Source organism: Nocardia sp. CA-290969, from assembly GCF_050936135.1.
GTDB lineage: Bacteria > Actinomycetota > Actinomycetes > Mycobacteriales > Mycobacteriaceae > Nocardia.
In genome coordinates, this window is record NZ_JBNJNJ010000001.1 from 5,877,140 (window position 1) to 5,889,697 (window position 12,558).

Here is a 12,558-nt window from a genome sequence, read left to right on the forward strand (position 1 = left end):
TTCTGGATTCCCCGCCGCTTACGCGACCGGGCCTCCGAAGATCTCGATGGGCTTGCTGTCGGCCGAGATGGTCACGAGCGCGCGCTTGGTGTTCTTGCGCTTGCCGTAACCGAAGCGGGTCCGCTTGCGCTTGCCCTGACGGTTGGCGGTATTGACGCTGGTGACCGTTACCCCGAAGACCTTCTCGACCGCGATCTTGATCTGGGTCTTGTTGGAGTCCGGGTGGACCAGGAAGGTGTAGGTGCCTTCCTCGATCAGTCCATAGGACTTCTCCGAGATGACCGGCGCCAGCAGGATGTCGCGCGGATCGGCGATGGTGCTCACTTGCTCTCCTCCTGTGCCGCCTCAGCCGGGCCGTGCACGAAGGCGTTGAGCGCCTCGACGCTGAACACGACTTCGTCGCTGTCCAGAACGTCGTAGGTGTTCAGCTGGTCCGGTGCGATGGTGTGCACGTATTCCAGGTTGCGGGCACTCTTCCAGGCGGTGACGTCCTCGCGGCCGACGACCAGGAGGAACTTCTTGCGATCCGAGAGCTCGGACAGGAAGGTCTTCGCGGTCTTGGTCGAGGGGTCCTGGCCCGCGACGAGCTCGCTGATCACGTGGATCCGCTCGTTACGCGCCCGATCCGACAGCGCGCCACGCAGGGCGGCCTGGATCATCTTCTTGGGGGTGCGCTGGCTGTAGTCGCGCGGCTTGGGGCCGTGCACGGTGCCACCGCCGGCGAACTGCGGGGCGCGCGTCGAACCCTGGCGGGCGCGGCCGGTGCCCTTCTGGCGGTACGGCTTCTTACCACCGCCGCGGACTTCACCGCGGGTCTTGGTGGAATGCGTACCCTGGCGGGCGGCGGCCTGCTGGGCCACGACCACCTGGTGCATCAGCGCGATATTCGCGGTCACGTCGAAGATCTCGGCGGGGAGATCGACGGTGCCGTTGGTCTTACCGCCCAGTTCCTTCACCGGCAGGGTGAGGTTGGCGGATTTCTTCTCCGTGCTTACTGCGGAGCTGGTCATGCGTGCGCACCACCCTTCACGGCGCTCTTGACGATCACGACGCCGCCCTTGCGACCCGGGATCGCTCCCTTGATCAGCAGCAGGCCGTTTTCGGCGTCGACCTTGTGAACCGACAGGTTCTGCGTGGTGACGCGGTCGTTACCCATGCGACCCGACATGCGCATGCCCTTGAACACGCGGCCGGGGGTGGCGCAGCCACCGATGGAACCCGGGCGGCGGTGCACGGCCTGGGCACCGTGCGAGGCGCCCTGGCCACGGAAGCCGTGGCGCTTCATGGTGCCGGCGAAGCCCTTGCCCTTGCTGGTGCCGGTGACGTCGACGTAGGTGCCCTCTTCGAAGGCATCGGCCGAGATCTCCTGGCCAACCTCGAAGGTGGAGGCATCGGCGACGCGGATCTCCGCGACATGGCGACGCGGGGTGACACCGGCCTTGGTGAACTGACCGGATTCCGGCTTGTTCACCTTGCGGGGGTCGATGGCGCCGAAGGCGACCTGCACGGCGCTGTAGCCGTCGCGCTCGACGGTACGGATCTGGGTGACCACGTTCGGTCCGGCCTTGACGACGGTGACCGGAACGACCCGGTTCTTGTCGTCGAACACCTGGGTCATGCCCAGTTTGGTGCCCAGGATGCCGGCCGCGGGCCTGCTCTTGTTGTCAGTCATTGCTCGAGTCCCCGTCACTGGATATTGACGTCGACGCTGGCCGGCAGGTCGATGCGCATGAGGGCATCCACCGTCTTCGGCGTCGGGTCGAGGATGTCGATCAGCCGCTTGTGCGTACGCATCTCGAAGTGCTCGCGCGAGTCCTTGTACTTGTGCGGCGAACGGATGACGCAGTACACGTTCTTCTCGGTCGGCAACGGCACCGGCCCGACGACCCGGGCCCCGGTGCGGGTCACCGTTTCGACGATCTTGCGCGCAGACGCGTCGATCGCCTCGTGGTCATAGGCCTTGAGCCTGATGCGGATCTTCTGTCCCGCCACGCTAAGTGTCCTTTTCTCCGCTTTCGTCCGTGATCCGGATACCGGCTAGGGCGTCCGTACCACCTTCATTTGCACAGCCCGAACACACGATGACGTCTCAGTGGAGACCACGACCGAGGACATGCCTCGATCCGTGCCGCTGTTCATCTGTCATGGTTCTCCGGTCCACGCGGTCGGGCGTGTCGCCTTTCCGCTCATTCCTCGGCCCCGGAAGAAAACTTCGATCGTGGCCTGCGGAACTTCGTCCCGGACGCACCCACATCGCAATCGATGGGGTACTCGCTGGTTTTGCTCACCCCGCCCAGCCGTGTCATTTTCCATGGAAAAGACGGCGACCCGGGGCAAGGCAACCCGAACAGTATGCACGAGGGGTGGGAGTCGTTTCAAATCGGGGTCGCGCGAGGTCCGGACATGTCCGGGCGAGGGACGCGTACCCGTATCTTACCGCAGAGTAAGATACGGGTCATGACGAACGAAACCGCCACGTACCGCGGCTGGCGGAAACTGCCCGACAACCCGCTGGGTCACGGCCTGTTCTCCCTGTCGATGGTCGCCCGGGTGCCCTATTTCGGCACGGTCCTGCCCCGTGTCGTCCGCCTCGAGCCCGGCCTGTGCGAGGTCAAGGCACCGAAATGGTTCGGCGTGCACAACCACCTGGGAACCTTCCACGCCATCGCCGCCTGCAATCTGGCCGAAGTCGCGATGGGCATGCTCAGCGAAGCCACGGTCCCCACCACCCACCGCTGGATCCCCAAAGCCATGCAGGTCCAGTACCTGACCAAGGCCACCACCGGCCTCCGCGCGATAGCCGAACTCCCCGAAATCCCCGACTTCACCACGATCACCGAAGGCCGCGAAATGGTCGTCCCGATCTCGATCTACGACAAGACCGGCCGCGAAGTCGTGCACGCAGACATAACCACCTGGGTCACCCCGAAGAACTGAGCTCTGACCTTCGCGAACCGGCCCCACCCCTCACCCTCGCGAACCGGCCCACCCCTCACCCGCATATTGCCCGCACCGGACGAACCCCGTTGAATGCAGTGCATGTCAGCCAGTACCGACAGTGAGTTCGATATCTGCGTAGTCGGGCTGGGCCCGTCCGGCCGTGCCCTCGCCCACCGCGCGACCGTAGCCGGGCTGCGGGTGGCCGCCGTGGACCCGCGGCCCGACCGCCTGTGGCCGCCGACATTCTCGTGCTGGATCGATGAACTCCCGGAGTGGTTGCCACACAGTGTGATCGCGAGCCGGATCCCGGCGCCGGTCGTGTGGACCACCTCCGAGCTCCGGATCGAACGGCCCTACTGCGTGCTGTCGAAACCGCTGCTGCGCGACGCGCTGCCGCTGGACGACGCCCAGGTGTTCGCGGCCCGCGCGACCCGGGTGGATCCGCACGAGGTCGAACTCGCCGACGGAACGAGCATCCGCGCGACGGTGGTGGTCGATTCCCGCGGCATGCCGGGGCCCGGCAACCGCCGGGCCGCGAGCGCGCACGGCATCTTCGTCGCCGCCGAGACCGCGGAGCCGATGGTCGGCGACGGCGAGGGACTGCTGCTGGACTGGCGGCCGGAGAACGGCGCCGGGCCGGATGAACCTCCTTCTTTCCTCTACGCGGTGCCGCTCGGGGACGGCACGGTGATCTTCGAGGAGACCAGCCTCGGGTTGCGGGGCGGGATGCCGCAGCACGAACTGCGTAAACGCACCCTCAACCGGCTGGCCGCGCACGGTATCGACCTCACCGGGGAGGAGCCGAGCGAGGCGGCGCACTATCCGCTCGACACTCCCCCGCCGCCCAAGGGTGTCGGACGGGTGGTGCCGTTCGGATCACGCGGCGGGATGATGCACCCCTGCACCGGGTACAGCGTGGCCGATTCGTTCGCCCTGGCCGATACCGCGGTCGCCGCGATCCAGCGCGGTGAAGACGCGGTCGCCGCGCTGTGGCCGTGGCAGGCGCGCCTCACCTACTGGATGCGGATGCGCGGACTGTGGGGGCTGGGCCGGCTGACCACCGAACAGTCCGTCGCCATGTTCGATTCCTTCTTCTCCGCGTCGCCGCGTGGGCAGCGGGCGCTGCTGTCGGCGCACGACGATTACGCCGCGCTGGGGACGGTGCTGTTCAACACCGTCGCCCACACCTGGCCGTTCCGCTGGCGCTACGACCTGGTCGGCTGGACCAACCGCAACCGCTGGGCCGACTATCCCTTCGCACCGGCAGTGCCTGCAGACAGCCGGAAATAGCCCGGCTGTCGCAGGCTCCCGCCGTACCGTATCGACCAGGCGGTGGGCCGGGTGATACGCCGGCAGTCCTCAGCCGCTGGTCTCGGCCGCCTTGCGGTATCCCCGGACCGCCGGATAGCCGAAGACCAGGATCACGCCGCCGACCCACAGCAGGGTGTCGATCAGCGGTTCGGCCACCGGACCGCCGTAGGACAGGCCCTTCATGGCCTCGATCGCGCAGCTCATCGGCTGGTTCGCCACGGTGGACTGCAGCCAGGTCGGATAGGCCTGGACCAGCACGAAACCGGAGTTGAAGAACAGCAGCAGATTGGTGAGCAGGCCGACGATCTGGACCAGCACCGGCCCTTCGGTGATCGTGGCGATCGCCGTGATGAACACCGCGAACCCGATCCCGAACAAAATCGGGATACCGATGAGCGCGAGCGCGGCCAGCGGACCCTGATCGAATCGGAAGCCGAGACAGAATCCCACGGCGATCACGATCAGCGTGGTGGCCAGCACCCGGATCGCCTCGGCCAGCAACCGGCCGGTCAGGCCGGCCGCGCGGTGGATCGGCATGGTCCAGAACCGGCCGAGCAGGCCGGTGGCCTTGTCGACCTTGAAGGCGAGCGCGCTCACCACCGCACCCGTCATCGCCGCGATCAGGGTGATCATCGGGACGGTGCCGTAGACGGCCGGCTTCCCGGAGAAGCTGGAAATCGATTCGTCCAGCACGATCCAGAACATCACCAGGGTGAGCGCCGGGTAGACGATCGTCTGGATGGTGGTGGCCGGATCACGTAACCACGCCATCAGCAGCCGTTTGCACTGCAGCCAGCTGTGCACGGCCCATGCCACGGGGGAACTCTCCGGCCGGGCGGACACCTCCGGGAGGTCGAGAACCACGGCCGACGGTGCGGAAGACTCCGGCACCGCGGGAGTATCGACAACGCTCATGCTGTGTCCTTCGGTCATGAGGGAGGGCCCTGCGTGGTCACGCTCCGCTACCGCCTCCGGGCCTGACTCCCTCATGCCCGCCTCACACTCGCCCAGACCGCGAACGGGACGAACACCAGCGCCCCGCCGACCAGCCAGATCAATCCGACCCGCAGTACTTCCCAGCTCACCCCGCCGGCCGCCATATCCCGCAGGGCGTAGGCGAACTGGGTGATGGGCTGATTGCGGACGAACGGCTGGATCCACTCCGGGAACTGGGTCTCCGGAACGAAACCGCACGACATCATGCCGAAGATCAGGGTCGGCAAGGTCAGGGCCTGGCTGAGTGCCTGCGGGCTCTTGGTGAGACTGCCCAGGCCGTCGGCGCCGATCGCCAGCATGGTGCCGACAGCGAGCGCGAAGGCGCAGAACCCGATCGTCTGCCCCCAGCCGGCGGTGAACCGGAAACCGATGATGTGGCCGTAGATCAGCGCGGCGGTCAGCGACAGCACCGAACGGAACAGTCCGGCCGCGATCCGTGAGGACAACGGCACCAGCATGCCGACGGGCATGGTCTGCAACCGGGTACTGAACCCGGTGCGCGCCTCGAACGCGGCCAGCTGGGCGTTGGACATCATGGTGAACGCCATGGTCTGCAGGACGACGATGGGCATCACGAACTGGGCGTAGTCGATGCCCTGGAACTGCATCACCAGGCGCAGCGGCAGGTAGAAACCGACGGTGAACACCAGCGGTGTTAGCAGGGCACCGATCAGCTCGCCCTTGCTCACCATGGTCCAGACGATGCGGCCGGTGAGCGCCCGCCACTGCCCGAACGAAGTGACCCGCGTGGACGGGACATCGGCGAAGAGTTCGGTAGGCGCCACCGCGGGCGCGCTCATGACGGGTCCCCCGGCCGCTCGGCACCACCGGCGCGGCCGGTGATGGAGAGGAACACATCGTCGAGGGACGGGCGCCGCAGCCCGATATCGGCCAGCGTGATCCCCGCGGCATCCAGGCGGCGCAGCGCCTCGGCGAGTGTGGCCGCGCCGTCGGGGGCGGGAATGGACAACCGTTCGAGGCCGTCGAGATCGGCGGTCACCGCGGCCGGAACGAGGTCGCCCAGGGCGTCGGCAGCGTGCCGGACCTGGCTCGGGTGCAGCGGGACCACCTCGCAGTAGCTGCCGCCGGTCTTCTCCTTGAGTTCGTCGGCGGTGCCCTCGGCGATCACCGTGCCCTTGTCGATCACGATGATGTTGTCCGACAGCACATCGGCTTCTTCGAGGTACTGGGTGGTGAGCAGGACGGTGATGCCCTGTTCCTTCAGCGCGTTCACCAGCTCCCAGACGCCCTGCCGGCTGCGCGGATCCAGGCCGGTGGTCGGTTCGTCGAGGAACACCACCTCGGGCCGGACCACCAGTCCGCAGGCGATATCCACCCGGCGCCGCATACCACCCGAATACTGGTGGACGGGGCGGCGCCCGGAATCGACGAGATCGAATTCGGCGAGCAGGCCGTCGGCACGTTTACGAGCCGCCCGTTTGCTCAAGCCCATCAACCGGCCGAACAGTTCCAGGTTCTCCCGCCCCGACAGGTTCTCGTCCAGGGCGGCGTACTGGCCGGTCATCATGATCGAACGGCGCACGCCGGCCGGATCGCGGCGGATATCGTGCCCGGCCACCGTCGCGTTCCCGGCGTCCGGATGCAGCAGGGTCGACAGGATTTTGACGGTGGTGGTCTTGCCGGCGCCGTTGGGGCCGAGGATTCCCAGCACCGTGCCGCGTTCGGCGGCGAAACTGACACCGCGCAGCGCATGCACCGCGCCGAACGATTTGGTGATCCCCTCCACCCGGACGGCCTCGGCCGGCGCGGTCGTACCGGGAACGGCCGCACCGGAGCGCGCGGCGGATCCGTTGGACTCGGTCGCCGGGCCACCCGCGCGACCGGGCACCCCCGGTTCGGCCGAATCGGTCACCGGCACCGCCGGCTGGGCGGTACCGGCCGGCTCCGCGGCAGTGGCACTGTCACCGGCGGCTGTCTCGGCATCATTCGAACTCGGCATCAACTCTCCACTATCGGCCGGATGGGGCTGCGGGGCGGACCGGCGCATCGGTGTCCCGCTGGATGATCCCTGGCGCCGGGCGCGATGTTACCGGCCCGGAATCCACCGGCAGGGCGGCCGCCGGTACCCCGAACCGGGCCCGGATCAACTGTGCGTTTCCTCACAGCAGCGCAGGGGCAGGTCATCCACCCTGGTCGGCGGTGTAGTGACAGCGCACGGGCAGCGCGGACGCCTTGTCGGTGTAGCCGCCACCACCATAATCTGGCGTGCATGGCCGATACCGCGCAGCCCGAGGTGGCGGCGCGTTCGGGAGGATCCGGCCGACCGAGCGTGCTCACCTCCTACGATCCCCGCACCGGAGAGATCGTCGGCAACTACTCCATCGCCGGACCGGGCGAACTCGAACGCGCTGTCGCCGACGCGCGTTCGGCCGAGACCTGGTGGTCTACAGCGGGTTTCGGCACGCGCAAACGATTACTCCTGGAATGGAAACGCGTAATCGCCCGCCGCTCTGCGCAATTGGTCGACATTCTGCGCGAGGAAACCGGTAAACCCGAGGCCGACGCCGCGATCGAGGTCATGCTCGCCGTGGAGAACCTCGACTGGGCGGCCCGGAATGCGAGCCGCGCGCTGGGCCGCCGCTCGCTGGCGTCGAACTGGCTCACCCGGAACCAGCGCGCCTCGGTCGGCTATCTGCCGCTCGGCGTCGTGGGCGTGCTCGGACCCTGGCAGAACCCCGTCTTCACGCCGATGGGGTCGATCGCCTACGCCATGGCGGCCGGGAACGCGGTGGTGTTCAAACCGCACGAACTGACCTCCGGCACCGGTTTGTGGCTGGCGGCCACCTGGCGGGAGGTCGCCCCCGACAAACCTGTACTGCAGGCCGTCACCGGCGACGATTCGACGACTGCGGCGCTGTGCCGGGCCGGGGTCGACAAGATCGCGTACGCGGGCCCGGAGGCGCAGGGTCGCGAGGTGATCTCGCTGTGCGCGCAGACCATGACCCCCGTGGTGGTGGAGAACTCCGGTAAGGGCGCCATGATCGTGCACGTCGACGCGAAACTCGAGGATGCCGCCGATGCGGCGGTATTCGGCGCGATGGCCAATGCCGGCCAGAACGCGACCGGCGTGCACCGCGCCTACGTCGCGGCCTCGGTGTACGACCAGTTCCTCGATCTGGTGGTCGACCGGGCCCACGCCTTGCGCCCGGGGGCCGATCGGCGGGCGTCGTATGGGCCGATGATCCTGGAATCGCAGGCCGAGGTGGTCCGCAAACAGGTCCGCGACGCCCTCGCCCGCGGCGGCCGGGCCGTGGTCGGCGGTCTGGATTCGATCCGCGAACCCTACGTCGAGCCCATTGTGCTGGCCGATGTGCCGGAGGAGAGTATCGCCATCACCGAGGAAGGGATCGGCCCGATCCTCATCGTGAACAAGGTGCGCGACCTCGACGACGCGGTATCCCGGATCAACGACGCCGGGCAAGGTATCGCGGTCTCGGTGTTCACCCGGGATATCGCCGAGGTCGAGATCTACGCCGAACGTCTGCGCGCCGGGGTGGTGACGGTCAACACCGCCACCACCTATGCCAGTATCCCGGCGCTGCCGTTCGGCGGCGTGGGTGAATACGGGCAGGGCCACAGCCACGGCGATCTGGGCCTGCGCGAATTCAGCCGGACACTCTCGATCGCGCGCAACCGCTACGGCGAACAGCTCGGGCTGTCGAGTTTCCACCGCAACGCACGACGGCTGCGGATGGCGCGCACGATATTCCGGTTCCGGCACGGCTGAGCACGGACCGGCGCCGCACCTCGGCCGGCGTGATCGCGCGCGAACCCGGCCGGCCGATTCGTTCTCCTTCATGACCGGTTCGTCGACGTTGCGGACTCGGCGCCGGCCGTCCGGAAACGCTGGTCAGCGGGGCGGCGAGCCGAGCAGTGTGGCCATCATCAGGGCGTGCAGGCGGGCGATATGTTGCGGACGGGAATCGAACCGGATCAACCGGCCCACATCGATCACCTGGCCGATCGCCGAATGCACCCGGAACCGGGCCTCGGTGGGCTCGTCGTCGAGCAGATTCGCCCACTCGTGTACGTTCTGCCTCTGGATGGCGCGCAGTTTGTGCTGTTCGGCCTGCGGCAGATTCGAGAACTCCGCGTAGTACACCGGCATGATCTCCGGCATCGCGAAACTGAGCCGCACATAGCGGTCGGCGATTTTGCTCACCGCGTCGGCCCGGCCACTGGCCTCCGCCAGCGCCTCGGTGATCGCGAATGCCAGCCGGTCACCGGTGCGGTGGAACGCGGCGGCCAGCAGGTCGGATTTACTGCTGAAATACCGGTACACGCTGGAGGCGTTGATCCCGACGGCCGCGCCGATCTCCTCGATACTGGCCTCGTGGTAGCCGCGGCGGCCGAAGATCCGGATCGCCTCGGTGAGCAGTTGTTCCCGTTTGGAGGTCACCGGGAGTCCGCGCGGCTGCGGGTCCGGTTCCCCGGGCCCGGGCGCGGGCGGCAGGTCGGTACGCAGCACCGCCCACGCCATATCGCACAGCAGCGGCAGCAGTTTGGCACTCGACAGCGCGGTGCGGTGGGCCGAGATACTCCCGATCACGCTGAGCACCCCGGCGGCCAGCAGGGCGACGTCCTCCGGTGGGGCGTCCGGGCGCAACTGTTCGATCGGGGCGGCGAGGGTCCGGTTGATCTCGTTGTAGAGGGTGCGGATGCGGGCCCGGTCGGGCTGTTCGAGGTAGCGGCCCTCCCACCGGTACAGGCCGGCTTCACGGCGGATCTCGATGGTGTGCTCGGCGACCGCGCGGATCAGGGAATCGAGGCGTTCCTCCGCGCTCACCTCGGCATCGTCGGCGGCCCGGGCGGCCTCGAGCAACTGCCGGGCGCCCTCCTCCGCCGCGGCGACCAGCAGTGCGTACTTGTTGGCGAAATGGCGATACAGCGCCGGACCCGAGATTCCGACCTCGGCCGCGATCTCGTCCACGCCCACCGGGTAATAGCCCCGTTCGCTGAACGCGCGCGCCGCGGCACGCATGATCTGCACCTTCCGGTCCTTGGGACGCCGCCGCCCGCCCTGGCCGTTGCCACGGTCGGCCGGACGAACACGCACCGGGCCCACCCGGCTGCTCTCCGCGACCATGCATTCTCCGTTCCGTCGGCGGCGCCGCCGGTGTTGACAGCGCCCGACAAGTCAACCTAAGTTAACCACAATTCGCAATGTTAACCGGTATTCGCAGACTGGTCGACACCGGACAGCACCCGATGGAGCGCACATGGTCAACACGGATTCCCCCACAACACAGCCGGCGGGTTTCTCCGCGGTGCACGACGGCCGGGTGCTGCGGGTGACGCTCACCAAACCCAAACGCAAGAATGCCCTCGACTACGACAGCCTGGTCGCGCTCGGCGACACCTTCCTCGCCGCGGCCGCGGACAAGTCGGTCCGGGTGGTTGTTCTCACCGGTGAGGGCGGCGATTTCTGCACCGGCGCCGATCTGGCGGCAAGTGCCGAAGAAGGCGCCCGCGGAATCACCCCGGATATGGTGATGGACGCCGCGAACCGCCTGGTGCGCGCCATCGTGGATATGCCGGTCCCCGTGATCGCCCGCATCCGGGGCGCCGCCGCCGGTGTCGGGGTCGGGATCGCGCTGGCCGCCGACCTGGTCTACGCCGAAGCCGACTCCTACCTGCTGCTGGCATTCATCAATATCGGCCTGATGCCCGACGGTGGCGCCGCGGCCCTGGTCGCCGCGGCCGCGGGCCGTCCCCTGGCGGCCCGCCTGGCCCTGCTCGGCGAACGCCTCCCCGCCCCGGCCGCCCGCGCCGAGGGTTTGTTCACCGATGTGCTGGCGACCACCGAGGAACTGGACGCCGCCGTCGAGGCCGCCGCCGAGAAGATCGGCCACGGTCCGCGCCGGGCGCTGGAACTCACGAAGAAAGCCCTCAACCGCGCCACCCTGGCCGCACTGGACACCGCACTCGCCGACGAGAAGGCCGGGCAGGTGGAACTGCTGCAGTCGCCCGACTTCTTCGAAGGTGCCGCCGCCATGCTCGGCAAGCGCAAGGCCGTCTTCGCCGACTAGCACCGGCTGCCACGCTCGGAACAACGACGAGGGCCCGGTCCATACGGACCGGGCCCTCGTCGTATCAAGCGTTCCCCGTGCCTATCGGCACAGCGCGGCGCCGGTTCAGATACCCATTCCCTTGGCCAGCACCGGCCAGGAAGCCCGGAACTCGTCTTCCCAGTAGCCCCACGAGTGGGTGCCGTTCTCGCGGAAGTTGAAGGTCGCCGGGATACCCAGCGAATCGAGCCGGTTCTTCAGGTTGTGGGTGCAGTAGTTGGTACCCGCCTCGATCACACCGCCGACCAGGATCTGGTTGGCCAGCCCGTAGGACCCGGGCAGGGTGTGCGGGCCGTTGAGCGTGTCCCACCGCCCGGGCAGACCGTTACCGGTGGAGACATACAGTTCCAGGCCACGCAAGCCCTCGGCGTTGACGTACGGGTCGTTCTTCACCCACTCCTCGGAACCCTGCGGGCCCCACATGTTCTCGGTGTTGCCGCCGCCCCACACCTCGACGGTGAGCTTCACGAATTCCGAACCGACCGGGTCGCTGGTCTGCGCGCAGCCGCTGTAGGCGGCGGCCGCCTTGTACAGGCCCGGCTTCGCGATGGGCAACGCGAGCACGGTGGTCCCCGAGGTGGACAGGCCGGCGATGGAGTTCACGCCGTTGGTGCCCAGCGCGCCGTCGACCAGCGGCGGGAGTTCCTCGGTGAAGAAGGTCTTCCACTTGTTGCGGCCGAGCGCCGGATCGTCCTTGATCCAGTCGGTGTAGTAGCTCCAGCTACCACCGATGGGCTGGACGACGTTCACGTTCTTGTCCGACAGGAATTCCAGCGTGTTGGTCTGCGCCTGCCACGACGCGGAGTCCTCGCCGCCGCCCGCACCGTTGAGCAGGTACAGCGTGGGCCGGGGCACCGAGGCGTCGGCCGGCCGCTGGACGTCGACGACGATCTCCTTGTCCATGGCCGTGGAATGGACGTACAGGCGCAGGTTGCGATCGTCCTTGTACTCGGCTTTGACGATGCGCGACCCATTGGGCGAGGTGGGGTCGGCGAGCAGAGTCTTGGACTCGATGATCGGGTCGGCCGCGGCGGCGCTACCGCCGAGCCCTGTCATCACTCCCGCGAACACCGCTGTGGCCGCGACCATCGCCGCGGCGCGTCCGCCACGCCGGCTGAGTCGACGTATCAATTTCGCACCTTCGCTTCGTCTCGAATCTTCATCCGGGCTCACTCCACGCACCGATCAGTACCGTTCCGGGGACCCGAACGCCTCACAGTAA

The 12,558-nt window shown here is 67.8% G+C and carries 13 protein-coding genes; 4 read left to right on the top strand and 9 right to left on the bottom strand.

What is annotated here, in order from left to right:
• Positions 1-18: 18 nt before the first annotated feature.
• From rplW to rpsJ, 4 genes are read right to left on the bottom strand one after another with little or no spacing between them, the layout of a single operon-like run.
• On the bottom strand, positions 19-324 hold the full coding sequence (rplW, locus tag ACQEVO_RS26740; protein WP_280397800.1) for a 50S ribosomal protein L23: 306 nt from the start codon (positions 322-324) through the stop codon (positions 19-21).
• Positions 321-1,010, bottom strand: a complete 690-nt coding sequence (gene rplD, locus ACQEVO_RS26745; protein WP_432918608.1) for a 50S ribosomal protein L4 — start codon at positions 1,008-1,010, stop codon at positions 321-323. Before rplD ends, rplW begins: the two co-directional genes overlap by 4 nt.
• The gene (rplC, locus tag ACQEVO_RS26750; protein ID WP_432918610.1) at positions 1,007-1,672 is read right to left on the bottom strand and encodes a 50S ribosomal protein L3; all 666 of its coding nucleotides are present in this window, start codon (positions 1,670-1,672) and stop codon (positions 1,007-1,009) included. Before rplC ends, rplD begins: the two co-directional genes overlap by 4 nt.
• 14 nt (positions 1,673-1,686) lie before the next feature.
• On the bottom strand, positions 1,687-1,992 hold the full coding sequence (gene rpsJ / locus ACQEVO_RS26755; RefSeq protein ID WP_003938093.1) for a 30S ribosomal protein S10: 306 nt from the start codon (positions 1,990-1,992) through the stop codon (positions 1,687-1,689).
• A 465-nt stretch (positions 1,993-2,457) separates the two neighbouring features.
• Here rpsJ and ACQEVO_RS26760 point away from each other — a divergent pair, with 465 nt between their 5' ends.
• Entirely contained in the window at positions 2,458-2,937 is a 480-nt protein-coding gene (locus ACQEVO_RS26760) for a hotdog fold domain-containing protein (protein ID WP_432918615.1), read from the top strand.
• Between the two features lie 102 nt (positions 2,938-3,039).
• Positions 3,040-4,230 carry a lycopene cyclase family protein gene (locus ACQEVO_RS26765; RefSeq protein ID WP_432918618.1) on the top strand — a complete coding sequence of 397 codons (1,191 nt, stop codon included), beginning with the start codon at positions 3,040-3,042 and terminating at the stop codon, positions 4,228-4,230.
• 69 nt (positions 4,231-4,299) lie between these two features.
• Here ACQEVO_RS26765 and ACQEVO_RS26770 read toward each other — a convergent pair whose 3' ends face one another.
• The 3 genes from ACQEVO_RS26770 to ACQEVO_RS26780 form a co-directional block, all read right to left on the bottom strand.
• Positions 4,300-5,166 (bottom strand): ABC transporter permease, encoded by an 867-nt coding sequence (locus ACQEVO_RS26770; protein WP_432918621.1) that lies wholly within the window; start codon positions 5,164-5,166, stop codon positions 4,300-4,302.
• Between the two features lie 71 nt (positions 5,167-5,237).
• Positions 5,238-6,047, bottom strand: a complete 810-nt coding sequence (locus ACQEVO_RS26775) for an ABC transporter permease (protein WP_432918624.1) — start codon at positions 6,045-6,047, stop codon at positions 5,238-5,240.
• The gene (locus ACQEVO_RS26780; RefSeq protein ID WP_432918627.1) at positions 6,044-7,207 is read right to left on the bottom strand and encodes an ATP-binding cassette domain-containing protein; all 1,164 of its coding nucleotides are present in this window, start codon (positions 7,205-7,207) and stop codon (positions 6,044-6,046) included. The genes ACQEVO_RS26775 and ACQEVO_RS26780 overlap by 4 nt, the downstream gene beginning before the upstream one ends.
• A gap of 270 nt (positions 7,208-7,477) precedes the next feature.
• Here ACQEVO_RS26780 and ACQEVO_RS26785 point away from each other — a divergent pair, with 270 nt between their 5' ends.
• On the top strand, positions 7,478-8,995 hold the full coding sequence (locus ACQEVO_RS26785) for an aldehyde dehydrogenase family protein (RefSeq protein ID WP_432918630.1): 1,518 nt from the start codon (positions 7,478-7,480) through the stop codon (positions 8,993-8,995).
• Between the two features lie 123 nt (positions 8,996-9,118).
• Here the strand turns inward: ACQEVO_RS26785 and ACQEVO_RS26790 are convergent, their stop codons facing one another.
• Positions 9,119-10,354 carry a TetR/AcrR family transcriptional regulator gene (locus ACQEVO_RS26790; protein ID WP_432918632.1) on the bottom strand — a complete coding sequence of 412 codons (1,236 nt, stop codon included), beginning with the start codon at positions 10,352-10,354 and terminating at the stop codon, positions 9,119-9,121.
• Positions 10,355-10,487: 133 nt separating this feature from the next.
• On the opposite strand from ACQEVO_RS26790, the gene ACQEVO_RS26795 reads away from it, so the two are divergent.
• On the top strand, positions 10,488-11,297 hold the full coding sequence (locus tag ACQEVO_RS26795; protein ID WP_432918635.1) for an enoyl-CoA hydratase-related protein: 810 nt from the start codon (positions 10,488-10,490) through the stop codon (positions 11,295-11,297).
• 105 nt (positions 11,298-11,402) lie between these two features.
• Here the strand turns inward: ACQEVO_RS26795 and ACQEVO_RS26800 are convergent, their stop codons facing one another.
• Positions 11,403-12,425, bottom strand: coding sequence for an alpha/beta hydrolase (locus ACQEVO_RS26800; protein ID WP_432923022.1), 1,023 nt, complete (start codon positions 12,423-12,425; stop codon positions 11,403-11,405).
• Positions 12,426-12,558: the final 133 nt, after the last annotated feature.

Excerpts from the sequence above, each read along its gene's own strand:
- rplD (WP_432918608.1), bottom strand. The coding sequence starts at position 1,010 with ATGACCAGCTCCGCAGTAAGCACGGAGAAGAAATCCGCCAACCTCACC.
- rplC (WP_432918610.1), bottom strand. The coding sequence starts at position 1,672 with ATGACTGACAACAAGAGCAGGCCCGCGGCCGGCATCCTGGGCACCAAA.
- ACQEVO_RS26760 (WP_432918615.1), top strand. The coding sequence starts at position 2,458 with ATGACGAACGAAACCGCCACGTACCGCGGCTGGCGGAAACTGCCCGAC.
- ACQEVO_RS26765 (WP_432918618.1), top strand. The coding sequence starts at position 3,040 with ATGTCAGCCAGTACCGACAGTGAGTTCGATATCTGCGTAGTCGGGCTG.
- ACQEVO_RS26770 (WP_432918621.1), bottom strand. The coding sequence starts at position 5,166 with ATGAGCGTTGTCGATACTCCCGCGGTGCCGGAGTCTTCCGCACCGTCG.
- ACQEVO_RS26775 (WP_432918624.1), bottom strand. The coding sequence starts at position 6,047 with ATGAGCGCGCCCGCGGTGGCGCCTACCGAACTCTTCGCCGATGTCCCG.
- ACQEVO_RS26780 (WP_432918627.1), bottom strand. The coding sequence starts at position 7,207 with ATGCCGAGTTCGAATGATGCCGAGACAGCCGCCGGTGACAGTGCCACT.
- ACQEVO_RS26785 (WP_432918630.1), top strand. The coding sequence starts at position 7,478 with ATGGCCGATACCGCGCAGCCCGAGGTGGCGGCGCGTTCGGGAGGATCC.
- ACQEVO_RS26790 (WP_432918632.1), bottom strand. The coding sequence starts at position 10,354 with ATGGTCGCGGAGAGCAGCCGGGTGGGCCCGGTGCGTGTTCGTCCGGCC.
- ACQEVO_RS26795 (WP_432918635.1), top strand. The coding sequence starts at position 10,488 with ATGGTCAACACGGATTCCCCCACAACACAGCCGGCGGGTTTCTCCGCG.
- ACQEVO_RS26800 (WP_432923022.1), bottom strand. The coding sequence starts at position 12,425 with ATGGTCGCGGCCACAGCGGTGTTCGCGGGAGTGATGACAGGGCTCGGC.